Origin of the sequence: Paenibacillus sp. FSL K6-2393, assembly GCF_038002545.1 — a bacterium.
In the GTDB taxonomy this organism is placed as follows: domain Bacteria; phylum Bacillota; class Bacilli; order Paenibacillales; family Paenibacillaceae; genus Paenibacillus.
Genome location: NZ_JBBOCU010000002.1, coordinates 848,117 through 872,941, shown reverse-complemented (window position 1 = coordinate 872,941; position 24,825 = coordinate 848,117). Strand labels below are relative to the sequence as shown.

At 39.8% G+C, this 24,825-nt stretch carries 19 protein-coding genes and 1 pseudogene; 5 read left to right on the top strand and 15 right to left on the bottom strand.

The genetic code is table 11. The features are described from left to right. From MHI14_RS31045 to MHI14_RS31010, 8 genes are all read right to left on the bottom strand, one after another. Positions 1-3,973, bottom strand: a 3,973-nt coding sequence (locus MHI14_RS31045; RefSeq protein WP_341132031.1) for an amino acid adenylation domain-containing protein, incomplete at its 3' end; no start/stop codon positions are given. Positions 3,974-4,295: 322 nt separating this feature from the next. Next, on the bottom strand, positions 4,296-5,015 hold the full coding sequence (locus MHI14_RS31040; RefSeq protein WP_341132030.1) for an ABC transporter permease: 720 nt from the start codon (positions 5,013-5,015) through the stop codon (positions 4,296-4,298). Beyond that, positions 5,015-5,752: an ABC transporter permease gene (locus MHI14_RS31035; RefSeq protein ID WP_341132029.1), complete on the bottom strand. Its 738-nt coding sequence runs from the start codon at positions 5,750-5,752 to the stop codon at positions 5,015-5,017. Before MHI14_RS31035 ends, MHI14_RS31040 begins: the two co-directional genes overlap by 1 nt. Before the next feature lie 52 nt (positions 5,753-5,804). Further along, positions 5,805-6,518, bottom strand: a complete 714-nt coding sequence (locus MHI14_RS31030) for an ABC transporter ATP-binding protein (protein WP_445670384.1) — start codon at positions 6,516-6,518, stop codon at positions 5,805-5,807. Between the two features lie 127 nt (positions 6,519-6,645). Further along, complete coding sequence (locus MHI14_RS31025; RefSeq protein ID WP_341132027.1) at positions 6,646-8,907, bottom strand: lasso peptide biosynthesis B2 protein; 2,262 nt, start codon at positions 8,905-8,907, stop codon at positions 6,646-6,648. Next, entirely contained in the window at positions 8,907-9,155 is a 249-nt protein-coding gene (locus MHI14_RS31020; RefSeq protein WP_341132026.1) for a PqqD family protein, read from the bottom strand. Before MHI14_RS31020 ends, MHI14_RS31025 begins: the two co-directional genes overlap by 1 nt. Beyond that, on the bottom strand, positions 9,152-10,927 hold the full coding sequence (locus MHI14_RS31015; RefSeq protein WP_341132025.1) for an asparagine synthase C-terminal domain-containing protein: 1,776 nt from the start codon (positions 10,925-10,927) through the stop codon (positions 9,152-9,154). The genes MHI14_RS31020 and MHI14_RS31015 overlap by 4 nt, the downstream gene beginning before the upstream one ends. A 118-nt stretch (positions 10,928-11,045) precedes the next feature. Beyond that, on the bottom strand, positions 11,046-11,174 hold the full coding sequence (locus MHI14_RS31010) for a lasso RiPP family leader peptide-containing protein (protein ID WP_341132024.1): 129 nt from the start codon (positions 11,172-11,174) through the stop codon (positions 11,046-11,048). Positions 11,175-11,614: 440 nt separating this feature from the next. On the opposite strand from MHI14_RS31010, the gene MHI14_RS31005 reads away from it, so the two are divergent. Together MHI14_RS31005 and MHI14_RS31000 are read left to right on the top strand one after the other, a co-directional pair. Further along, entirely contained in the window at positions 11,615-12,325 is a 711-nt protein-coding gene (locus MHI14_RS31005) for a LytR/AlgR family response regulator transcription factor (RefSeq protein ID WP_341132023.1), read from the top strand. A gap of 644 nt (positions 12,326-12,969) precedes the next feature. Next, positions 12,970-13,593, top strand: coding sequence for a sensor histidine kinase (locus MHI14_RS31000; protein WP_341132022.1), 624 nt, complete (start codon positions 12,970-12,972; stop codon positions 13,591-13,593). A 58-nt stretch (positions 13,594-13,651) separates the two neighbouring features. Here the strand turns inward: MHI14_RS31000 and MHI14_RS30995 are convergent. Further along, positions 13,652-14,649, bottom strand: a pseudogene (locus tag MHI14_RS30995) (IS3 family transposase); the annotation flags it as partial. A 330-nt stretch (positions 14,650-14,979) separates the two neighbouring features. On the opposite strand from MHI14_RS30995, the gene MHI14_RS30990 reads away from it, so the two are divergent. Then, positions 14,980-15,858: a GNAT family N-acetyltransferase gene (locus tag MHI14_RS30990; RefSeq protein ID WP_341132021.1), complete on the top strand. Its 879-nt coding sequence runs from the start codon at positions 14,980-14,982 to the stop codon at positions 15,856-15,858. A gap of 284 nt (positions 15,859-16,142) precedes the next feature. Next, a complete protein-coding gene (locus MHI14_RS30985) occupies positions 16,143-17,909 on the top strand; it encodes a leucine-rich repeat domain-containing protein (protein WP_341132020.1) in 1,767 nt (588 codons plus the stop codon). A 119-nt stretch (positions 17,910-18,028) separates the two neighbouring features. Here the strand turns inward: MHI14_RS30985 and MHI14_RS30980 are convergent, their stop codons facing one another. The 4 genes from MHI14_RS30980 to MHI14_RS30965 form a co-directional block, all read right to left on the bottom strand. Further along, complete coding sequence (locus MHI14_RS30980; protein ID WP_341132019.1) at positions 18,029-18,379, bottom strand: S-layer homology domain-containing protein; 351 nt, start codon at positions 18,377-18,379, stop codon at positions 18,029-18,031. A gap of 104 nt (positions 18,380-18,483) precedes the next feature. Then, on the bottom strand, positions 18,484-20,157 hold the full coding sequence (locus MHI14_RS30975; RefSeq protein WP_341132018.1) for a GTP-binding protein: 1,674 nt from the start codon (positions 20,155-20,157) through the stop codon (positions 18,484-18,486). Between the two features lies 1 nt (position 20,158). Then, a complete protein-coding gene (cysD, locus tag MHI14_RS30970; RefSeq protein ID WP_076333411.1) occupies positions 20,159-21,058 on the bottom strand; it encodes a sulfate adenylyltransferase subunit CysD in 900 nt (299 codons plus the stop codon). Positions 21,059-21,324: 266 nt separating this feature from the next. Next, positions 21,325-21,450: a hypothetical protein gene (locus MHI14_RS30965; RefSeq protein ID WP_341132017.1), complete on the bottom strand. Its 126-nt coding sequence runs from the start codon at positions 21,448-21,450 to the stop codon at positions 21,325-21,327. Positions 21,451-21,623: 173 nt separating this feature from the next. Between MHI14_RS30965 and MHI14_RS30960 the strand changes: the two genes are divergently transcribed. Continuing rightward, entirely contained in the window at positions 21,624-22,103 is a 480-nt protein-coding gene (locus MHI14_RS30960; RefSeq protein WP_341132016.1) for a hypothetical protein, read from the top strand. Between the two features lie 108 nt (positions 22,104-22,211). Here the strand turns inward: MHI14_RS30960 and MHI14_RS30955 are convergent, their stop codons facing one another. Both MHI14_RS30955 and rlmD read right to left on the bottom strand, forming a co-directional pair. Continuing rightward, positions 22,212-22,556 carry a hypothetical protein gene (locus MHI14_RS30955; protein ID WP_341132015.1) on the bottom strand — a complete coding sequence of 115 codons (345 nt, stop codon included), beginning with the start codon at positions 22,554-22,556 and terminating at the stop codon, positions 22,212-22,214. Positions 22,557-23,034: 478 nt separating this feature from the next. Then, positions 23,035-24,807 carry a 23S rRNA (uracil(1939)-C(5))-methyltransferase RlmD gene (rlmD, locus tag MHI14_RS30950; protein WP_341132014.1) on the bottom strand — a complete coding sequence of 591 codons (1,773 nt, stop codon included), beginning with the start codon at positions 24,805-24,807 and terminating at the stop codon, positions 23,035-23,037. Positions 24,808-24,825: the final 18 nt, after the last annotated feature.

Here is a 24,825-nt window from a genome sequence, read left to right as displayed (position 1 = left end):
TGGCTATTTCCAGCTCACGATAAGACATGACCTGGTCTCCATACAGCAAGGCAGGGTAATCCGGAGTGAATTCAGCTTGTTTTCGGAATCGATCGACTAGCGTTTGTTCAAATATATGATCTAATAAGAGACCTTTCCCAAATTGAACGAGATCGCCTTTCTCTTGTTCTTGAAGCATGCACAATTCTTTAATTGGAGCCTCAGGATTCGTATACAATTCTTTCACAAGACTCTTATAGTGCAAGCAAAAACGCTCTATTTTTTCTTTGGTAAATAAGTCGTTATCGTACTCTACATGTATAACAACACCCGATGACGTATCAGACACATGCAGTGATAAATCAAATTTTGATGTATGATTTAGCATTTGGAAGCGTTCAGCAGTCAAACCATCAATCACGTGACGGTCTTTTTCTTTATCACTAACCTGAAGAGCGAACATGGTATCGAAAATTGGATTTCTATTTAAAGTTCGTGTCACCTGAAGGCGCTCAACCAGGACTTCAAAAGGGACATCTTGATTATCAAAAGCATTAACAACCGACTGCTGCACCTCTTCAACAAATTGAAAAACAGTTTTACTCTTTTCAGGGAAATTCCGAATGGCTAATGTATTCACAAACATCCCTACTACTGGCTCAAGCTCTTGGCGAGATCTCCCCGCCACGGGTGTACCAACGATAATATCTTCCTGTCCCGTATACTTTGCCAAACTAATGTAGTATATCGATAACAGAACGGTGAAAAGAGTTTTCCCGTGATACTTTTTGCGGAGCTCCAAGATAACTGTATTGTCGATATGAAACGATACAGTCTCTCCTCTGTAACTTTTTTCCACTTTTCTCGGGAAATCTAATGGCAATTCTAATACTGGCAAATCTCCAGCAAGCTTGTTTGACCAGTATGCAATTTGTTTTGCGGAAAGTTCTGTTGACAAGAATTCTTCTTGCCATACTGCATAATCCTTATACTGGTAGATGAGAGGTTCAAGTTCTTTTCTGTCATAAAGTTTAATAAAATCATTTAAAATAATTTGGATAGATAAACCATCGCTAATGATGTGGTGCATGTCCAGCAACAACATGTACTTTTCCACTGAGAGGCGAAGGAATTTCACTCGGAAAAGTGGAGCTTGCTCTAAATTAAACGGTTTTACAAAGCTCTCTAGATGACGATCCAACGTTTTTTCACTTATTACTTCATATTGATAATCTGGTTCTAAATCTTCAACAATCCTCTGAACCGGTTTTCCGTCCTGCCATTCAAAACTTGTTCTCAATACTTCATGTCGATTAACTAATTGTCGGAGTGTCTCCTTAATTTTACTTTCATCTATTTTACCTTTAAGAACAACAGCACCAGGCATATTATAATGAGTGCTCTCCTGAGTCATTTTATTGAGAAAATACAGTCGTCTTTGGGCAGATGACAATGGATAATAAGGACGATGTTCCATTTTCCGAAGAGGTGTAAGTATCTTTCTTGTTTCTCCTTGAATGATTTTCGATAGTCCTCGTATGGTCGGGTTCTGGAAGACAACCGACACCGTTAAGACTACTTTAAATTTCCGGTATGTATGCGATATAAATGATGCAATCTTCAAGGAATGCGCGCCTAGTTGAAATAAGTTTTCCTCTACAGCTATAGCCTCCCTGCCCAACAAATCACACCAAAGCTGGTGTACCTCAACTTCCATCTCAGTAACAGGGATATCACTCCAACAATTAGACTCACTAACAGAAATAGGATCAGGTAGCGAGTTTAAATCCACTTTGCCATTTGTGTTTTTTGGAAGTTTATTTACTTTAACAATATGTTCGGGGATCATATAAACGGGTAGCAACCCAGACAAGTGAATTTTCAGGACACTACTAATCTCAGTAATTTCTCCTGAAACATAAGCACAAAGTGACTTTTCATGATGAGTTCCCTCGAAAACCTTTACTACGGCTTCATTAACCTGATCATGTTTTAATAATGCGCTAGTGATTTCACCGAGTTCAATTCGATAGCCTCTAATTTTCACCTGCTGATCTTTTCGACCGATATACTCTAAAGAGCCATCACTAAACAACCTCACTACATCTCCGGTCAAGTACATTTTAGTTTTTTCTCCTGAAGATACAGGCAAAAATCGAGAATCAGTAAGCTGAGAATTATTTAAGTAACCTCTTGCAACGCCGTATCCACTTACACACAATTCTCCTGGTATTCCAAAGGGTTGATTATTACCATCAGCATCTAAAATGAACAGCTTGGAGTTCGCCACAGGTCGTCCAATGGAAATCCGTGAAGCTCTTTCGACATTTCGTTGACAGGTAGTGACCACACTATTCTCTGTTGGCCCGTATTCATTGGCAATCTCAAGGTTAGGCAAAATATCGCAGCTTTTCATTAATGTAGATCTTTCAATGGGTTCTCCTGCAAGTGTCACCACTCTCAATGAACTCCAACTTCTGGATTCAGGATGTTCCAACAATTCATTAAATAATGAAGGTGTACTAATAAAGTGAGATATTTGATGCTTGGTAATATAGGATCCGAGTATAAAAGGATCTTGCTTTTCCGATGTACTTGGGAAGATGGATTCGGCTCCCGACAATAAGGGGGTAAAGAAACTCATGATAAATCCATCAAAAGCAAAGGAAAGTAACTGTAAGATCCGATCGGTACTTTTTAAAGCGTACTCCTGTTTTCTCCATAAAAGAGAATTCCCAATACTTCTGTGTTCAATTTCGACACCTTTTGGGCGCCCAGTCGATCCAGAAGTGTAAATAATATAAGCCAAATTTTCCGGACGGCTCAAAGAGTGGAATTCATCATCGTTTTCAAGTAAGGCCAATTCCACCGCCAGTGATTCAATGTGATTTGGAATAGCGACGGAAGTATCACTTTTATCTAAAATAACCCCTTTAATGCCGCTATGCTTCAGGATGTATTGAATACGCTCTTCTGGATATTGAGGATCTATTGGAACGTAGACACAACCTGCTTTCAAAATCCCTAAAATACTTATAGCAATATCTACAGGATCGCTAGTCATTATTCCGATAAAATCGCCTGATGAAAACCCTTTGTTTTGTAGGTAGCGTGCTGTCGAATTCGATTTTTTATCTATCTCTAAATATGACAAGGATTGTTCCATATAAGTTATTGCAGTCTGACTTGGAGTTCGGGCAACTTGTTTTTGAAATAGTTGGTCCAGCGTATGGCCCATATAATCAAAATTCTTATCCCCTTCTAACATGTCCGCGATTCCCGTTAACTCAACATCGGAAACTAGGGAAATATCACTCAATTTCTGCGTCGGATTTTGTAATAATCTTATTAATAAGTGCTCTAGGTGAATAGCGATCTGTTTAATGCTACGTTCAGCAAAAAGTTTAGTACTAAAATTAATCTCACCGATCAGTGAAGAATCGGTGATTTCAAACTTGAATAAAATAGAAGGTGGAGTATCTAAATTCGGATAGGATTTATGTAATGGTTCTAACATAATCAAAGTATCAACTATACTATTGCCTTTGTTCAGTGTGTTAATGAGTTCTGTGTAAGAATAAGACTGGTGATTCAATGCCTCAGTAACCGTCTCTTTAACTCCCAGTAATAAATCTTTAAAGGATTGGTTACGTATGTGTGAAATGGAAATGGGCAGAACCGGTCTCCTTTCGTTAGAGGAAATTGCATCATGAATACCTGGCATCCCAATTACCATATTTTCAACGCCTGTGTATCTATATAGTAATTCTGATAATCCTGACATTAAAATCATAAGTAAACCTGCTGGTGATTTCCCAGACACTCTTAGTAGATCGTTGTACACCAAACCTGACCAATTGTATCTAAGTGTTTTACGTTCGTTGTTTTCTGCAGGATTAAATTCAATTAAATCGTAAGGGAAGTGTGCCATCTCCCATTCTTCATTAAAATGATCTAACCAGTATGTTAACGAATCCGTCGTTTCAAGTTTCATCTGAATTCACCTCAAATTTTATTGAACGTGCTATTATGCTAAAGTCTTCCCCTTAAATAGTACAACAGAAGTCTCACTCTAATGGAGGGTGGTGAAAAACGAATTTTTTAAAAGGAACAGCAAGAAGATTAACCGTTTGTTACTTTATATATTTTCACTGCTTTGGTATACATATAATCTAATAAACCTAGCCCTTAATGCCCTCAATTCTTAAGCCTGTTGCTTTTCTCGATTCCAACACAGCATGGTCGACAACGTATTAATCTACTTGTACTAAAATTAGCTGTCGAGACTCTCTCGACAGCCTAACCATCCGCTAATATTAACGAACATTACGGTGTGAGAATATAAAAGTAGAACTTATTACTAACAATAATGCCCAGATAAATTGAACTCCTAGTCCTGACCATTTTTCTAGAAAAACAGTAGACTCAGGAATTGAAAAAAAGTTCATTGTAGCAAGAGTGGGTAGAAATTTTGCTGATTGGGAAATAGAAAAAAACATGTGGCTCAGCCCCAACATAAGAGGGAGCATTATAGCAAGAGGCACTATAAGTGATTTTGTAATTACAGATAGAGCAGCCGTAATTAAAGCAATTTGAATCCAACTAAGTATACTCACAGACAGACTTCCAGTTATCATCAATTCATAGACAGAAGACAGTTTCATATCATGTTGAATATAAAGAACAAATAAACAAATTACACTGGTAACTACTCCTGTGATTACTATAATTAACACGTTATTTAGAAATTTAATACATGCTATTTTTAGCCTAGATGGTTGTGTAAGAAGCGTTGTTCTTAACGCAGAGTTTGAATATTCTTGACCAAAATAGGCTGCACTAGCGACAATAACACCTGGATGACCTAGATAGAGGGCTTGCAAACAAAGAGAGAGAATTTCCTTCTCTCCCCCAGTTTTGGGTACATTTAGTGTTAGTAGATAGCACAGGGGGACAACAACAGCCCCAAATATACCTAAAATACACCATCCAAATGAAAAAAATTTGGTCTGTTCACTATGTAACGCAGCATACATCAATATTTCCCCCCTACATCACTACGAATAAAAGTGTAATAAGAAGTAGATAAAGCTACGATCACCCATAACAGAAGTACAACAAGACCTTTTAAAGGATCATGCTCAAAAGGATCTGTTGGTGTTGCAAAGAGAAGATTACCCGCTGCCACCGGAAGATAAATCCCCCACTCCCACTTCTGAGCCAGATATAGACCTAAATTGTATATTTGTGGGACCAAAAAAGCTAAGGGCACTATAGCATTTTTAAAGAGCATGCCTAATCCAAAAGAAAGTATAGTAAGTAAAATCCAATCCAACACCGAATAACCAATAAACTGCCATGCTATGGAACTTAAAAAAATCGGGTGTAGTCCTTGTTCCCCTAAAGTGAAATGTGTTGCAGAGATAGTTAAATAAATGGCTATAATCGAAATAAATATAGCACAGACTAAAATTGCTAGTACTTTCGCACAAAACACCTTAATTCGACTACTCTGACAAAGTAATGTTGTACGCAGTTGATGATGTAGATATTCACTCCCCCCGATAATACCTCCAAATATAACCATAGGAAGTAGACCGAAAGGAACTAATTCAAACCCAAAGTAATCCAAAGGGGGCAGGGAATTTAATAAACCAGATTGAGTCTCTGGCGTGGCATCTAAACCGATTTTAAGATAGCCTCTCGCTGTTATTAATGCAAGCAAGGGCTGGGCTACGATAGCGATTAAACAAATAATCCACCACATTTTCATGGAACTAATCTTGTTCAGTTCAAATCTTACACTTCTAAGAAAAGAGTTCATATTAAGCCCCACCCTCAGTAAGAGAAAAAAATACATCTTCCAATGATTCCAAGTCCTTCATAACATCCTTGATCTCACCAGTAGTTATGATTTTCCCATGATTAATAATGACTACGTCGTCCGCCACAGCCTCCACTTCAGAAAGAATATGTGAAGACAACAGCACCGTTTTTCCCATATCTGATTGTTGACGGATAAATTTTCTAAACCAGCGAATTCCCGTTGGATCCAGTCCATTGGTTGGTTCGTCTAGGACAAGATACTGTGGGTCTCCCAAAAGTGCAGCTGCAAGACCAAGTCGTTGTCCTTCACCTAATGATAAAGTTCCTAATTTAGCATTACCTTTATCTGATAAGCCAACAATTTCCAATACCTCTGATATACGGTCCTTAGAAATGCTATTGCTTTGTGCTATAATTTTCAGATGAGTTTTCACCTTTCTAGAAGGCGCTCCCCCCACCCCGTCAAAAGCAGCTCCCACGACTTTCAAAGGAGTATCGTATGTTGCATACTTTTTCCCTCCAAAAGTTGCTGATCCTGTTGAATTATCAAGTCCTAATAAAATACGAAGTGTTGAACTTTTTCCTGCACCATTTGGTCCTAGAAAAGCTGTGATTCTTCCTTCCTTCGCTTCAAAAGACACATTATTCAGTATTTGTCTCTCTCCATGTTTCTTATATAAATTTGATATTAAAATTTTATTTTCTTTATTCACCAATATAATGCCTCCTTAGAATAGAATTCCAGTTGCAAGTTAAAAAAAAGAGCGAAAATTTACAGCATCCTATTTCAAGTTATTCTTAAATAGAATTCTCAGTAATCACTCTCCAATCTCAATATATTTAAATAACTTTGTCAAGGAACTGCTCTTTAGCTAATTTTCTATATAAGGGAACTCTCTCCAACAACTCGTTATGGCTACCTGACCCGATAATTCTTCCATGTTCCAAAACATATATCATATCAGAATCAACTATTGTCGATAGACGATGTGCAACAACAATAACTGTTTTATTCTCTCTCATTTTGTCGATCGCCTTCTTCATTCCAATTTCATTTAAACTGTCTAAATTGGATGTTAATTCGTCTAAAAGAACAATTTTCGCATCAGATAGTAGAGATCGAGCCATAGCTAATCGTTGGCGCTCCCCTCCTGATAAAGTCGTACCCGATTCTCCAATAATCATATCTAACTTTTCAGGAGATCGCTCTATCAGGTAGCTAAGATTTACCTCTTTTAAAACATTATAACATTTTTCTTCAGTTACGGTAGGGTTTCCTAACAAAAGGTTTTCTCGTAAGCTCCCTGCAATAATAGGAGCATTCTGTTCCACATATGTGATAAGTTTTCGAAGATCTTCACGAGAGTAGCTTCGGTAATCTTTTCCGTTCACATAAATATGTCCGCTATCTGGATCATAAAATCTTTCTATTAATTGTAAAATAGTGCTTTTCCCTGCACCCGAAGATCCGACAATGGCCGTTCGCTTCCCAAACTCTGCATGTAGATCTACCTCTTTAAGTATGAGATTATCATTTTGGGAGATTATATCCGTTCCAAAATCTAACTTGTTATACCCGAAATTAACTTTATGAAAAACAACCATTCCATCTTCGTTAGAAGAGTTGGGATAGGATGTTTTTGCAGGATTATCATCTTTAGATGTTTCCAAATCAAGATCTAACAATTCTTTAATTCTAGCAAAAGCTCCGAGTGATTCTCCAACCCCAGAAAAAGCTCCAAATATTTGAGTCAATGGTCCTACCATTATAAAAAGTAGCAAAGCAAAAGCAATCAAATCTGCAAGAGACATAGATCCTATAGAAACACGGTACCCGCCAAAACCTAGGACGATCAAACCACATATCTGTAAGCTCATATTTGAAATAGGTGTCATAAATGACTGTATTTTGGCTAAACGAATTCCTAAGTTTCGTAAATACTCTGCCTGTAGTTTAATCTTATTTTCTTCAGCTAAAGTAGCATTCGTAGAACGAATAGTTCTGATTGCGTGTAAATCACGCTCGATCATACCGCTAAGTTTCCCAAGTTCTTGTTGTACACGGAAGCTAGACTTTTGTATAAGGTTACTCATCACAAAAATCCCAATAAAAGATAAAGATATGCAAAATAAAGCAGTTAAAAATAAAACCAGATCCTTTAGCGCCAGTCCAATTGCAGCACCAACTACAATAAAGGAACCGCTAGTGAAAGCAATTGTCCCTTGAATCAGGGCCATTCTTAGTCTAGAAGTATCACCGCTTACTCTGCTTATTAAATCTCCTACACTTCTTTTATCATATTCAATTATCGGAAGTTTTAACAAGTGACTTATTAAACTACTTCGTGCTTCAAACACAACGCCTTCTCCTATCTTCTGTAACAAATAATATTGTATAGTAGTAAGACTCATAGAAACTGCTAATACAATCACGAGAAGAATTAGAGTTGAATTCACTACAAAACCCGAACTGTATTGCTGAACTAAATCTGCCACTAGGTTAGGTTGCAAAAGTGTTAGACATGCGCAAATAATACCTAGTATGACTACTAGGAACAGTTCTAATTTATTACCATTAGCTAAAGCAAATAATTCCCTCAAATTTGATTTTCGATGCTCTGATTTCCCTTTATCTTCTTGGGATTTTTCAGGTGCTGACTTTATTTTTTTTTCAGGCATCTCCTCACTATGAGCTGACACACTAATAACCTTAGTATACAAGTTAATTTCATCCGGCTCACCAATAGGTATACCCTTTACTTCAACCCATGCATGAGCTCTAAAAGGTTCTAGAGCGAATCCTGTATTCCAACTTGCAGACCTTCTCTTTAACCACGCTGCCACTACAACAGCAATAGAACGCCTCAGACACCCCTCTTGACTTCTACACCTTCTGCTTACTGTACATACTGCATCACGGATCTCTAAAACTTCTTTCTCTGAAGCTAATGGTTTATTTTTTGTTATGCGAGTAAATATCTTTTCGATTCTATTTGGACTAAGCCAATTTAACGGCACTGATATCAGAATAGCTAATAGGGCAAGGAGTCTCATTTTTATTGACACTTTTTTTGGTTTCTCTGAAAAAAGTGCTACGTCCATTACGCTATTCCCGCCTCTCTTAGCATAGAAAGAAATTCATCCACATCATTCTCTGCATTAGGTTTCTCTAGAGCGAAAGTCTCTTCTAATTCTTCCACTAATTCATTTCTCGATTTCCCTTCAACTAATCCTTCTAATAAAAGTTTTCCCACATGGTTTACTTGAAAATACACGCCTATACTTTTATCAAAAACCATGGCCCCGTTCTCTTGTTCAATAATTTTAACATTCATTTCTCTTTTTCTCATATATTAACCACCTTTGCTGTTTTTTTGAAATCAATTGTATTCTTAAGCCATCGTTCCACAGCGCACAGTCTCTCAAAATCAATAACTCGGTTGTGTAAAGCAGTTGGCATAGATAACTCAGAGACTAGTATGTCTGGATCAACAACCCCAAGTTTGACAACATTAAGATCTTTAACGATAGAAATAATTTCATTCACTGCCTCTTTATAGCCCTTATATAACGCTGTTGAATAATCTCCTTTAAAGCCTCGAGTGAAAACTTCACTGGGAACAATCCCCACTGTAGCTTTATGAAGCATCGGTTTAGTTATTTCAGACTTTAAGTGATGCCGCATAGGTATCGATAGTGCAGATTCAATGATTTTAGTATCCAAAAATGGAGATTTCCATTTGTATTCTTCCCCGTAAATCAGGTTAAGTTGACCAATTACACGTGTTTGAAACAGCAGTGACTCTAGTGCCTGATGTTTAGAACGGTCAGAATCGAGACCTCCAGAAATTTTATCTACAGCATTTACTGCCGCTTTATGGCTCAAAGAAAGACTGTCTTGGTTAATCCATGCTGGAACATTGATTTTTCCGGACCAAGCCAACGCCGAGTCCTTTTTATTTGATTTATTGTATCCAAATCCGATACCTATTTCTGATTTTATTGCTTCCTTAAAAGGCATATTGTTTATGAGATCAGACATACCCTTTAAAAAAGATATCCTTGAAATTAAGCAGTATCTAAAGCCAAGTGATAAACTTCTTAATTTATTCTGCCTTACTAGGGTCCAGGCATAAGCTGGCATAGGTGTAAACAATTCATCACCACCAAGACCAGTAAAATGAATTGAATTCCCAGGATTTTCTTTTAAACTAACAATCTTCTCAACATATCCCTCTGTATCTGCCCAAAAAATTGGGTGGTCGGGTAATTTTGATCCTGAGTATGGTGTATCGATATCGTATCTCTTACCAGACTCACCTAAAGATGAGAGCGTGTTTAGAGGTATATTCATATCCTCTGCAAACGAAGCAGCCCATTTAGAGTCACTATTCCAACTGTTATCTGTTTTTGTGTGGTATAACTTGACGTCTGTATCACAAAACTTTAGAAGGTAAGCAACCGATGCCGAATCAACACCTCCAGAGAGATCCGCTGATACATTAGCATAACGATTACTGCTTCTTATAACCTCAAGAAAGCCCTCTCTTATATTTTTCAATGTCAAATCCATATCATGGTTCAAATCAGGTATATCCCAAATTTTAACTTCTTCGAAAGTTTGATTTTTTCCATTTTTCAAAACACAAAATGGTTGGACTTTTTCTACATTTTCCCACATGGATACGTTTTGGAAAGGATAATAAGGCAAACTACTTATTAGGTTTAATGCAACTGCTACTTTTGAAATATCTAAATTAAAATATTGTGCTATATTCCAAGCCGAATCACTAACAACCATCGTGCCATCTAATTTACTCCAACATAGAGAGGTATCAAACAAAGCACCTCCTATAATGATTTCCTGACTATTAACCAGAACAAAAATACCCTCAGAGATTCTTTTTTGTATAATCAATGCCAATTGGGTAATTTCATGTGTCTTTACATGATCAGAAAACTTAGAGTATTCAGAAGACATACAATATATTTCCATTTCTCCATCCGTATACTTAACATACTTTTGGTGAGAAATAATCGAAACATCACAAAATATTTTTTTTATATGTAATTGATAAAGGAGTCCACCAGAGCTTGATTTTTCTATATCATTTAACAGCATGCTAATAGTAGTCCACCCTCTCATTTAGTTTTCATCATCATAAATAATGGTCACTGGACGTTCTCTCATTGTCCAATGACCACTTTTTAAAAAATCTAGATTAAGTATTTATTCCATCTTAGAACTCAATGCGAACGACAGCTTTACCACCAAAAACATCTGTCCACTTACCGGCAAAAAAACCTTTAGTAGACTCTTTAAAACCAGCTACCTTCTCGATTGTTGGTTTGGAGTAAACATTTTTCATTGATTTCCACCTCCTTATTATCATTAAAATGTTGGTACATACATTTACAAACAGAAAGTAAATAATCTATTTGTAATTTCATAGTATACTATTTATTAAAATATTTATAATCAATGTAACAATATGCAATATAAATGTAATAATTGACACTTATTCAATTATGGTGTAATAATTTTACCAAGGAAAAAAATCCCTAAATATATAACTTAAGACTAAGCAAGTGACTTACTAGTGTCAAATATAGAGTCGATTAAACATCTTCAAAGAAGCATTCACAGTTTGACTACAATCAAACTTAATAGAGTCGAATTTAGCCAATGAGACTTGAAAGCTAACTTTTTCAGAAGATTTACATGAAATTTTTGATGGTAAATTGTATATTCCCAAATAATTTGATTTAATCCCATAGCAGTTCACCTTATTGAAGGAGTGTATTGAAGTTGTTAAAAGTTGCAGTATGTGATGATGTTCCAGTTCTAGCAGAAGTAATAGAAAACTTGATTTTGGAATATGATTCTTCAATATTTGAAATAGATGTATTTAATAATCCTTTTAGATTAATTGAGTTCCTCAAATCGAATACATATGATTTGTTTATTTTAGATATTGAGTTTGGCAATATATCTGGAATTGAAATCGCAGAGGCCATTAGAGAGAATAATCTCACTTGTCCAATTATTTTTATAACAAGTTTTAATGAGTATATGGAGAGGGCCTTTAAAGTTAACACTTTCGATTATATTTTAAAACCTGTAACAAAAGACAAATTATATCCTGCTTTAAATCGAACTATTAAATATTTAGATATAGACGATTCAAAATTCACTTTCACATTCAATAAAATTTTTTATAGTCTATCTCACAGCGAGATCATATACTTCGAGAAAAACAAAAGAAGGGTTCTGATTCATACCGCTTCTGATACTTATGAAACACTTCTTCAAACGAATGCACTTTTATCCAAAATAAATGATAACTTTGTACAAGTTCATACTTCTTATATTGTGAATGCCAGACATATAAAAAAAGTTAGCAGTAATTCAATTACTGCTAACTTAGATGAAACGAGAACTGTCGAAATACCCATGAGCCGTAAATTCATAGATAGCGCTAGAAAGCAAATTTTGATGAAGATAAGAGAACTTATGTAATGAATGATACTACTACAATTTTATTTAACTTTTTCATTAATTTAGTTTTGACTAATTATTGGTTGTCGAGCAAATTTATCTTTTCAAAAAAAATCATGATGAAACTATTATTGTGGTTCTTTTTTTATTCGATTATTTTATTATGCTTATTCTCGTTTCATAATTCATTTTTATTCGTTAATCTTATGTCTGCTATTATATTATTATTCATTATTAGGAAACAAAATTTTGAAACAAAGAAAAAATTTATTCAGTTAACTTTTCTAGTTTCAACTTTTTCACTATGCGACTCTTTACCTCTCTTTTTTTTGAGAGCAGTGTCACTATCAGGAAAATTCGAATTTAATTTCATTCTCGTATTTTTAATGGTTTTCTCTTCGGCAATTTTAAAACTAATATCTATTTCTATTTATAGGATAATTTACTTCCGGCAAAACAATTTAAGAAAAGTATTAAATATTGCATTGTTGATGACCTTAATTTTGACACCATTAATATCATTACTGATCCTAGGAACGTCTGTAGCAAACCTGAATAAGGAATATCATATCAATATAGGTATTTTATTCATTATTATAAATATATGTATACTATACTTATATTCCATCCTTGGAAACACCTTCGAAAAACTTGAGAAAACGAGAATGGAAAAACATTCTTATAAATCAGAATTAAACTTTTTTAAACAACTTCAACATTCACAGTCTAGGTTATATTCAATGAAGCATGACTTAAAAAATCAATACATCGTTCTGTCGGGAATGTTAGGCCAAGGAGATATTAGCGGAGCTGAAAAATATATTCAGGAATCAGTAAATAAGCTTCATAATATCAACAATTTTTACACTAACAATTATGTACTAAATTATCTACTTAATCAAAAAAAGACTGTGGCTCAAGAGAACGGAGTATCTTTGAATATTGAATCTTTTTTTCCTGAGAGGATTGAATTAGATAACGATATTCTTGCAGTAGTTCTAGGAAATTTAATAGATAACTCTTTAAATGCAGTCTTACGTCTAGACGACCCTAATAAAAGGAATATTTCACTTATTATTAAGCATTTCAATAAAAATTTACTTATAGAAATTTCCAATACATTTGACCTAAACGAAATTAAAACTCGTAAAAAAAGACTAATAGAAGGAATAGGAATTAAAAATATCCAAAAAATTGTTGAGGAGAATGGGGGGATTTACACTCAATGGGTTAGTAATAGTCAATACATTGTAAGTATATTATTATTAAATATATATGATAACGAGTAGGTGGATGCGGGGCTATATGAGAACTGATAGGTAAATCACCTTCGAACAGTACTACATACATGTGGGATAAGACAGACTCAATACATGAATTGTCACAGCAATTCCCACGCCTGGAATGGCTTCTTGTTAGCTCTTCTCTTCAAGCAACCTGGCATAGCTCTGTGTTGTATACTGGAACCCCTGGTCGGAATGGAGCAAAGTAGGTCCACATTTCAGTTTCTTCACCTTTTCCATAACGAGTTTTAAGTCATTTCGCTCAGAGAGTTCCCACGCTATAATCTCGTTGTTTTATAGTTCCATCACAACCGAGAGATAAGCAAAATCATGCCCCATCCGGACATACGTAATATCCGTCACGAACTTCTGCACAGGAGCTGCCGCCGAGAATTCCCGATTTAAGACATTACAGAATAGAACTGACGGTTTCCGGCTAGCAGATGGTCGTTTCTTGCGAATTACGGAACGAATCTGGAGTTCTCTCATTAAGCGGCGTACCTTGTTGTGATTCACCACAAGGCATTCCTTTCCTAACGCGGTTCGCATACGTTTGTAGCCGAAATAAGGACGACGCCGATGAATGACTAAAATATGCTCTTTTAGATCCGCATCCCGATCTGATCGTTTCTCTCGGAGGACAATATTCTTCTTCCATTTGTAGTAACCCGCACGAGAGATTTCAGCAATTTTACACAGCCAAACCACAGGTGCTCACTTGCTTATTTCTCGAACGGATTAGTACCGGGCTTCGAAATCCATCCTCCCTCTCCGTGTAAATTCGGATTGAGCTTTTTTAGATCTTCTACCTGCGCTTTCAGATAAGCATTTTCTTCTTCTGCACTGCTAAAATGCTTCTTCGTCCAACGTCCTCGATAATCCTCAAAAATCTCTCGAATTTTGGCTTTTTTGTACCCAAGTAATAATCCGGCTCTCACTCTTAATACCAAACTTCTCCTTGATCCGACTCTATGTCCAACCTTTTTCCAATCACAGGCGAACAGCTTCTTTCTTCGTTTCTTCACTATATCGATTAAAGGTTTGGCCATTTTTCGCTGGCATAGCAAAAATCCACTTCGGTTTTCAGTGTTGAAGTTCATTTTAACATGACCTCTTTTTTCACTTTCTACCTTGAGGGATAATACCACGTCTCTTTCCATACCAAACTCCACTTTCTCTTGTCACAACTCCTGCTTAACCAACATCGCCAGGTTTATTTATAACGCGGTCTTAAAGAGGATTTTTATAGTATTTGCTGAATAATATTTCAGAGGTATATCCAATAACTTACTTATAAGCAGAATTGTCACCTGTAATCATATTTTACATAGTTAAATACAGGATCGTACCACTATACAAACAGTCACTTTTGAGGATTAAGGGGAGAATACCATGCAAGAATTAATATTTATGAAGAATTATAAAAACAATGAAGTACTGCGCAAGAGTTTTTTCGAGCTTGCTGTCAACACGTTTGAGATCAATTTTGAAGATTGGTATCAACAAGGATACTGGGGAGAGCGTTACATCCCTTATTCATATGTCGATGGAGACCAGGTTATTGCCAACGTTTCTGTTAACATCCTTGAGCTCATCATTCACGGTGAGAAGAAAAAAGCGATTCAAATCGGCACGGTGATGACACATCCTGATTATCGGGGGAAAGGACTCTCTACACGTTTAATGAACAAAGTTTTAGAGGAATACGAGAACAAGTACGATTATATGTACCTTTTTGCCAATGAATCGGTGCTCGATTTTTACCCCAAGTTTGGGTTTAAACCTGTGGAAGAACATCTTTTTTCAATGAATTATACGGCAAAAAAATCACCCGAGCCTGCGAACATCCGAAAACTAAATGTAACTAACGCGGAGGATTTACGTCTTATTCAAAAATTGGCATCGGAAAGATTGCCTGTTTCTCAGCATTTCGCAACCCATCATTCTCAAGGAATACTCATGTTTTATTGCCTGAATGTCTTTAGTGATGATATTTATTACTTGGAAAACGAAAACGTCATTGTTATTTATCAGAAAGAAGACAATCATATTGAGCTCTTCGACGTTGTTAGCTTAAACGAAATGAATATGAAAGATATCTTGGATAAGATTGCAGATGAAGATACAGAGAAAGTAACCTTTCATTTCACTCCAGATGATCAAGGTCTTGATCTAAAAAGTTCGATCACCAATGAAGGTTTATTTGTAAGAACCTATGGTGAACATCTCTACCCTGTGCAAGTTAAACATCCGATTACATCTATTGCTTGATGATTTATTTAATAAGATCTGCCACCAGACCATACTTAAAAAAGGTCAAAAAGGAGCAGGATTTCCCTGCTCCTTCGTTATGTGAAACTTCTTTCTCTCATCAAACGTAAATTCACAAGGTATAATGAAATCAGATGACCGTTCAGCATGATCTTATGACCATCATAATGAAGGAGGGGACATTCGTGGCGTTTATCCCGCTAAACTGCCCCAATTGCAACGGAAGAATTGAATACAAGAAGGATGAGGTTTTAAAGTGTCCCTATTGTGAAACAGAGCTTTTATTGAAGCAAAATCATGTCTATTACGTAGACCAGACCATTAATCATTACCACGGAACGCCCCCTAAAGCACCGCTGAAGCAGACTGCCTCCGTAAAGGTAATGCTGATACTGATGTTAGTCCTGGCTGGCGCCATCGGTACATATTTTTATTATAGCAACAGCTCCACCTATCCAAAAACAGAAGCCAATTTGCCTGTGCGAAAGATGCCTGAAAGCGAGGTTTTGCTCTCATTTTTGCGAGATATCTTCGATAAAGGGTCCGCCTTGCCAACAGAGGAGGAATTGGCTCGTATTCGCTATTTAACCGTAGAGCATTCGGAGAATGATCAATGGAAGTTTACATATAGCCTCTCCGATCCCTTCAGCGATGAACAGGCCGAGAAGATCACTTATATTACTCAGGACAAAAAACTGAATAGCCAACGGATTGATCAGCGAGATTTTGAAGCTTTTAAGGGACTGACCGCATTGGACCTGACAAATACCTATGAAATATCCCAGACGGACCAAACCACTTTGGCCCATATGCCGGGATTAAAAAGTTATGGAGGCGCTTTTAACGAATCCTTTAGTACATTTTCGGGCTACTTTGGCGACAAGTCTAAAATTACGGAGCTTTCCACGCAGCTTCGCAGCAATCAGGAATTGGCTATGTTGCTGGAATTCCCCAATCTGAACTCTTTATCCATTACCTATGTGGATGAGTCCGTAACAGATTTTTATCTATTGAATAAACTGCCGCTCAAGTCCCTGTCGCTCACCTTTGTCGATGAACTCGGATGGGTGTCGTCCATGACCGGGCTATCATCCTTGTCTATACAGTACAGTGAAACCACAGACCTGCAGCCGCTGTATGCCTTGACCCAGCTTCAGGAGCTTCAGTTGTCCTATTTAACGAACGTAAAGTCCATCGACTTTGTGCAAAATATGCCTGCTCTACAAACGTTAGATATCGAAAATGTAAACTTCTCCAGTCTGGAGCGCTTGGCTGGTAAAAACTCCATTACTACACTGCGCCTGGCTTCTCTAAGTCAGCTTGGTTCGGTAAAAGCCATCAATAGCCTGTCCTCTTTGCGGGAATTAACGTTGTCCGGCTACTACGAGAATCCAGAAGCGCTGACACTGCCTAAAGTAGAGCGAGCGGAAATTCCAAGCTCCTTTCTCCCCGGGCTAAAGGCCCCGACTACAACCAGTCTGACGCTCCGTGGCGGAAGTGGCGAATTGAACTTGGCTGCGCTGGGTAAATTCCCGAAACTGGAGCAACTCTCGCTCTGGGAGATCGATGAACTAACCCGTCTTGCCGCCCTGGACGGCTTGTCCCGCCTAGAGACCTTAAACATTTACGACTCGTCACTATATAAGGAGAGCGATGCTTTATTTGGTTTGAAGCAGGTGAAATCTCTGATGTGCTCCGAGTGTAGGCTGAACTTTGAGCAAAAATCGGCCGCAGATAAAGGCGTGCTTGAACATTTGACCTTAGAGCAGCCATATTTCAGCATAAACAATACCTCTGTTACTGAAGTTGACCAAATGATGCCTTACTTTGCCAACATGTCCGCTCTACGTTCCTTCACTCTGCAAGACAGCAATTTGGCTTCTCTCGAATTTATGAGTAACTGGCAGGCCATAGAAGAGCTTCATCTCGAGAACAATGCCATTTCCAATATCGAGACCCTAAGCCAGCTGCCTAATCTGCAAAAGGTATATCTATCCGGAAATTCCGTACAAAACAAATCCGTGCTTGGTACGGGTGTGCATGTGTATTAATTATCGCCTGGGATGTTGGGGAGTTTTAGACTACTGTAGTTAATGGATGGTATTGAAACAAAGACAAAAAGGGGCTCCCCTTATGCAGTTCTTCCTGCATGGGGAACCCTTTTGGTGCTTTAAATCAAGTCCGAAGCCTTCAATATTCTTTGGACGATAGCTGCAACCTCAGCACGGGTGATGTTGGCTTTCGAAGCCAGTTCATGTGCTCCTCTGCCGCTGATCACACCTGCCTCAATACTTGCAGCAACAGCGGAATGATACCAAGCGGGAGCATCCACATCTGCAAAAGGCGCCTTTCCATCAACTGGCTTCAGTCCCAAACCTTTCATCATAATCGCTGCGAATTCAGCACGTGTCATATCCGTATTTGGATTGTATAGATCGTTACCAATGCCATTCACAATGAGGCGAGAGCCCATATCATTGACAGCATCCTTAGCCCAATGATTTTCTACATCTTTTAACATCAACGGGTGCCATACCACTGAATACAGACTGTTCGTTAAGATGTTAGACGAAACAAACAAGCGGCTGCCTGATCGGCAACCGCTTTATCGGACATACATGCTTATTAAATGTCGTAGTTATTCGAAGGACTGTGATCGATAACGGATTGCACGACTCGTTTAACCACGGATTTCGCGGCATCCTGGGTGGACATTCCGCCGATCTCGTCCGCGTTAACTTCGATAAATCCTTTACCCCCGATGATCTCTCGAGCTGTCTCAAGTTCGCCCGCACTGATAGAATCATGGGATACCAGTGAGATCAGGCCGGCGTCGTTCAACACCTTTGCCATCTCCGCCGTACCGCGGAGCGTTTCTCCACTGACGCTCTCAAGCAGCATCGTATGGTAACCGGATGACATTAGTCGCTTCTCCACTTCCTTGGCGAGAGCTACCGTATCCGAGCCAGCAAACCAGAGCGTGAGCGGAGATTGTCCTTTCTGCTGGGCGCGAACATCTCTCGTGATCCCCGTATCCAGCGTGGCAAATCTGCTTTCTCCCTTCAGAGCTTGATCGATGACTCCGCAAGCAGACGTCATGTTGGTGACACGATCAATGAGGATAAAACCTCCGATGCTCTTATTGTGCTCAAAGGAATCGAAGACGATCTGATCCGACAGCGTAAATTCACACTTGGCCAATTCGTTCTTAACAATTTGATCGGCCGGAACGGTATGGCCCGTGTTAATGTCAATTTTATGGGTAATCGCCGTTACAGTGCCTGGAAGAGTCTTCGTTCCGACCTTTACCCAATAATGCTTGCCCGGAGTCAGGACGGAATCGTCCATCCACAGGATCGTAGAAGCGAAGCTGTCAGCTTCTTGGACTTGATTGTCTATCGTGAGCACGCAGCCCCGCGAGACATCAACTTCGCGGTCCAGTTGTATCGTAACCGGTTGGCCAGCATAAGCCGAATCCTGAGCTTGGTCCGTCACCAAAATCCGCTTAACCTTGGCTTTCTCCCGACTTGGCAGAGTCATGAGTTCGTCTCCGACCGAAATCTTTCCAGCCTCGATCTGGCCCTGGAACCCACGGAACGTATGGTCCGGTCTGCTTACACGCTGAACTGGCATCATGAAAGGCTTCGTATCATCGGTAGTATGAACATCTATACTTTCCAAATACGGCAATAATGCTAACCCCTCGTACCAGGGAGCATTCGGCGACTGGGTTGTAATGTTGTCCCCTTCCGTAGCGGACACGGGAATGACCTGGATGCTCTTGATTTGGAATTCGGCCGTCGTTTGGATGAACTCTTCCTTGATTGCCTCGAACGTCCTCTGATCGAAGCCGACCAGATCCATCTTGTTCACAGCCAGTACGAGATGCTTGATCCCCATCAGGGCGCAGATCCGGGCATGGCGTTTGGTCTGGGTAATGATGCCTTTGGTAGCGTCCACCAGAATGATGGCTAGATCGGCAAAGGAAGCGCCTACAGCCATGTTGCGCGTATACTCTTCGTGTCCCGGTGTGTCCGCCACGATGAAGGAACGATGAGACGTCGTAAAATAACGATATGCCACATCAATGGTAATCCCTTGTTCGCGTTCGGCCAGCAAACCATCGAGGAGCAGCGAGTAGTCGATTTTGCCGCCTCGGCTTCCCAATCGACTATCGAGCTCAAGCGCGCGTTCTTGATCGGCAAACAGCAGCTTGGCCTCATAGAGCATATGTCCGATCAGCGTGGACTTGCCATCATCCACACTTCCGCAGGTAATGAATTTAAGTAGACTCTTCATGTTAGAAATAGCCCTCCCGTTTGCGTCGTTCCATGCTTCCCGCCGCTTCTTGATCGATAACCCGACTGGTCCGTTCGGAAGATAACGCACCCAATGTCTCCTCAATGATCTCATCCAGCGTAACGGCATCGGACTCGACTCCGCCCGTCAGCGGGTAACAACCCAACGTACGGAAGCGAATCTTCTTCATCTCTACCTTCTCGCCAGGCTCAAGCTTTATCCGCTCGTCATCCACCATGATGATATGCCCGTCACGATTAACGATCGGTCTTACGTCAGCGGAGTAAAGCGGAACGATATCGATGTTCTCCCGACGAATGTATTGCCAGATATCCTTCTCAGTCCAGTTGGACAGCGGAAAGACTCGAATGCTCTCTCCCTTGTTGATTCGCGTGTTGAACAGCTTCCACATCTCCGGACGTTGGTTCTTCGGGTCCCACGAGTGATTCTTGTTCCGGAACGAGAAAATCCGCTCCTTCGCACGCGACTTCTCCTCATCACGTCTTCCGCCACCGAACGCAACCGTGAATCCGTATTTATCCAATCCCTGCTTCAGGGCTGTGGTTTTCATAATGTCGGTATATGCGGAACCATGGTCGAAGGGATTGATTCCTTGTTGAATAGCCTCTTCATTAGAGTGCACGATCATTTCGATACCAAATTCCTTCGCCTTTCGGTCGCGGAACTCAATCATTTCCTTGAATTTCCAGGTTGTATCGATATGCATGAATGGGAACGGCGGCTTCTCGGGGTAGAAAGCCTTTAGGGCCAAGTGCAGCATGACCGAGCTGTCCTTGCCGATGGAATACAACATGACCGGTTTCTCGCACTCCGCTGCTACTTCTCTGATAATGTATATCGCTTCAGCCTCAAGTTGATCCAGATGTGTTAATTCTTGCATGGCAAGGCGGCCTCCTTTTTAATCCTCACTAAAACCATCGTATTTATAAACTTATCCTATCAGATTCCATCTTTATTGCAAAGTGGAAAAAAGTAAAATTTATGATGTCTATGTATTGGATCGACAATATTCAGCATTGCTAGTCCAGTACCATAACCTAATCGTTACATTTAATCAGTTCCATATGAACTTGCTATTAGTAGTTCCAATCGCATATTAACGGCTTTATTAGATTACAGAAATGCGCATGATTTAGCTAAATATTGTTAGCTTCGTTCTCTGCCAAATGCTTGAATATAGATTCCTTTAAATAAAATCGTAGTCAGCACTGCTGTGACAGACGCTTTAGCATCCAATCCTTTATAGGAATAATACAAATGCTTGTACGCCAAAACTGAATTTCCCCTAGACGTTTACTTGCTTTATCCTCTATTTTTTCTATCGCATCTAACTACTATTAAACCTAACATGAGACTTCACGAAGTGAAGGCTCGGGTGGGCATCAGAGAGTATCGGCAGCTATAGCACACTTACCTAGATGTACATACAGAAAGGAATATGAAATTTGAAAATCACAAAGGACAAGCTGAGAATCGTTGCAACCTTAACCTCAGAGGAAATAGAACGTATTAAGATACGGTTTCCTAGTAAACGCCGTAACCCCTACTTCAAGCATTGTTATTTTCAGCGCAAGCCCCATTTCTTCGCGGTGTGGTTACTCCTTATAAAGCCGTTTGTTTATCGTTACTTCAATGCTATGCTTTCCTTCAATCCTGCTAACCCACCGCTCGAAGCAATGGAGATATTTAATATGATTGAGCCTGAGCGTTGGAAAGTTAGCAGACTATATATTGCGTTAGATTTCCTTACAGCTTTCGAGGATTGTTTCTTATTACCGCCGCCGACTAACCTCAAAATCAGCAGGTATGAAACAACCTTATATTATGGGGCGGCAAAATCAGCGTTAACGGTCTGTCAGTACAATAAACAGAAGCAACTAAAGGAATTATTATCATCTCCCTTACTCTCAATGGTCTCCATATAAAGGAAAAGGTGCGATAGGATTTTATTCTTCTCCTACTATAATAAAAAAAGACATTCGCCCTTTGCTAAAGGTGAATGCCCTTTGATACTTATAATGCTGTCTATGTAGTTAGTTCGTAGCGGCTTTAACCGTTGACTTCTTTTTCTTAACTACTTCTCTATACCCCCCATAACTCATAAGGGTAAAGATAATTCCTACCACGGCAAAGAAAATATGACCAGAATCAAGACCAAACCCTGAAATGAAAGCAATCAAGGTTGAACAGATTAGGAACACCATCGCTGTTCTAGGCATTGTAAATGCAAAGGGGAAAGCTAAAGTTTGAAAGACCAATATTATCTTAGCAATAACATTAAGGACTTCACCATCATAAGAAACTACGTTCGCTGTTAGTGCCATAAACCACATAAAAACAAGATATAATGCAAGTAATAACCCTGTTGCTATTCTCATTTAACAAATCCCTTCCTTAAAGTTACAATTAAGATAATAATACCAAAACAATTATAACATATATAATAACATTTGAAATTATTTTTGATTGCAACGCTCGATAGATACTTTCGCGCTAATCCTTCTTTTAGCTCCTGTTGAATTATCCTGTTCCTCTAGATTTGTAAAGTAATATTCGCTAGTATCTCGCTTTCTCCATTGTTGTATTTCATTTCCCCCTTCTATCGAGATACTCTCTAAAGCACTATAAAATTCGACATCTTGTTTAACTTCACACTCCCCATTTAGTAAAGATGTTTTTCTCACCTATTATTGTGGCAGTTAATAACTCCAAATTATAGCAAATGAAATGTTATTTACATCTTAATCTAACTAGTACTCAATACTAAATTTCTGCTTAAAAAAAACTTAACTAACCAAACCAAAAATAGAGGGGCTCTCGCCCCTCTTATTATTTCCGCCAAATACATCTCAACTCTTAGTCTTTTCTCACCAACTTCGCCACCGACTCCACATGCACCGTGTGCGGGAACATATCCACCGGCGTTACCTCAACCGTCCGATATCCGCCATCCTCCAGCACACGTAAATCACGTGCCAGCGTACTCGGATTACAGCTCACATACACCACTCGCTCCGGCTTCATCTCCAGGATCGTTTCCAGCAAACGTGGATCGCAGCCCTTCCGCGGTGGATCAACTACGATCACATCAGCTTCGATGCCTTGTTCTTTCCAGCGTGGAATAACGTCCTCGGATGCACCGACTTCAAACTTCACGTTCTTCATGTCGTTCAAGAGCGCATTGCTACGAGCATCTTCGATGGCTTCAGGCACAATCTCTACCCCGTACACCTGATCCGCATGTTGCGCGAGGAAAAGAGAAATCGTACCGATGCCGCAATAGGCATCAATTACCGTCTCTTTGCCGCTCAGTCCAGCGTACTCTACCGTTTTGCCATACAGTACTTCCGTTTGCACCGGATTCACCTGATAGAACGAACGCGCAGAGATCGCAAACTGCACATCACCGATATAATCATAAATTACATCACGGCCCCACAGGACGCGGGTCTCATCGCCAAAGATGACGTTGGTCTGTTTCTTGTTCACGTTCTGGCAGATGCTCGCTACATGCGGAATTGATTCACGGATACTGCCAATCCATTCGTCTTTGTACGGAATGTCTCGTCCATTGGTGACCAGAACAAGCATCATCTCGCCTGTACGGAACGCCTTCTTCACGACCACATGGCGCAACAAACCACGGCCTGTCTCTTCGTTATATGCGCTGATTCCAAAATGACTGCCGATTTCCTTAACCTTTGCAACCACTTCGTCATTGTGCTCATGCTGAATGAGGCAGCTCTCCATATCGATGATCCGATGGCTTCCTTTAGCGTAAAAACCACCTACCAGGCCACCCTCGGCAACTCCAATCGGCACCTGTGCCTTATTCCGATAGCGCCATGGCTCGTCCATACCCATCGTAGGCAGTACACGAATGCCCTGCTCCGTATCTTCTTCGTTCATGACACCTTCAAGGCGAAGGCGAATACGATTGCTGCCGATCATTTGTACTTCAGAAGTAGCCAGTTCAATTGTCTGATTCGCATCACCAACTGAAGCGTCATCCTGCACGCGCTGTTCGGCGCCCTCTTTATCATCCTGCGTATTGGATGCCGGCGTTTCCGCATCCTCCACCATCACATTCAACTTGCCAATCCGTTGCAAATTATCTACCACCAACTGGCGTTTCCACGCAAGCTGTCCGGCATAGCTCATATGCTGGATCTGGCAGCCGCCGCACTGATCGTAGATCGGGCAAGGCGCGGACACTCGATCCGGGCTTGCTTTCACGATTTCCAGCAGTTTGGCGTAGCCATACTGCTTCTTGGTTTTCATCACGCGCACACGCACGGTTTCACCTGGAAGCGCACCCTGCACAAAGAGCGTGTATCCATTCGCACGACCTACACCCTCACCGTCATGGTTCATGCCAATGATGTCGATGACGGTCTCTTCATTTTTGCTAACGGGCAGTCCTTCGACTGGTGCAGATTCACGCGCTCTCCCTTTTGAACGAACGGCAGAAAGAGATGCGCCTTGTGGCCGCACCTCTTTTCCCTGCTGACGTGTAGATGGACGAGATGATTGACTTGGCTGACGGGACGCTGAAGCGTTCCCTTGCCCCTGAGAGGCAGCCGAATTCCGGCGGTTTTTTCCACGACCGCTGCGGTTCGTATTAGACAACGTACATTCACTTCTTTC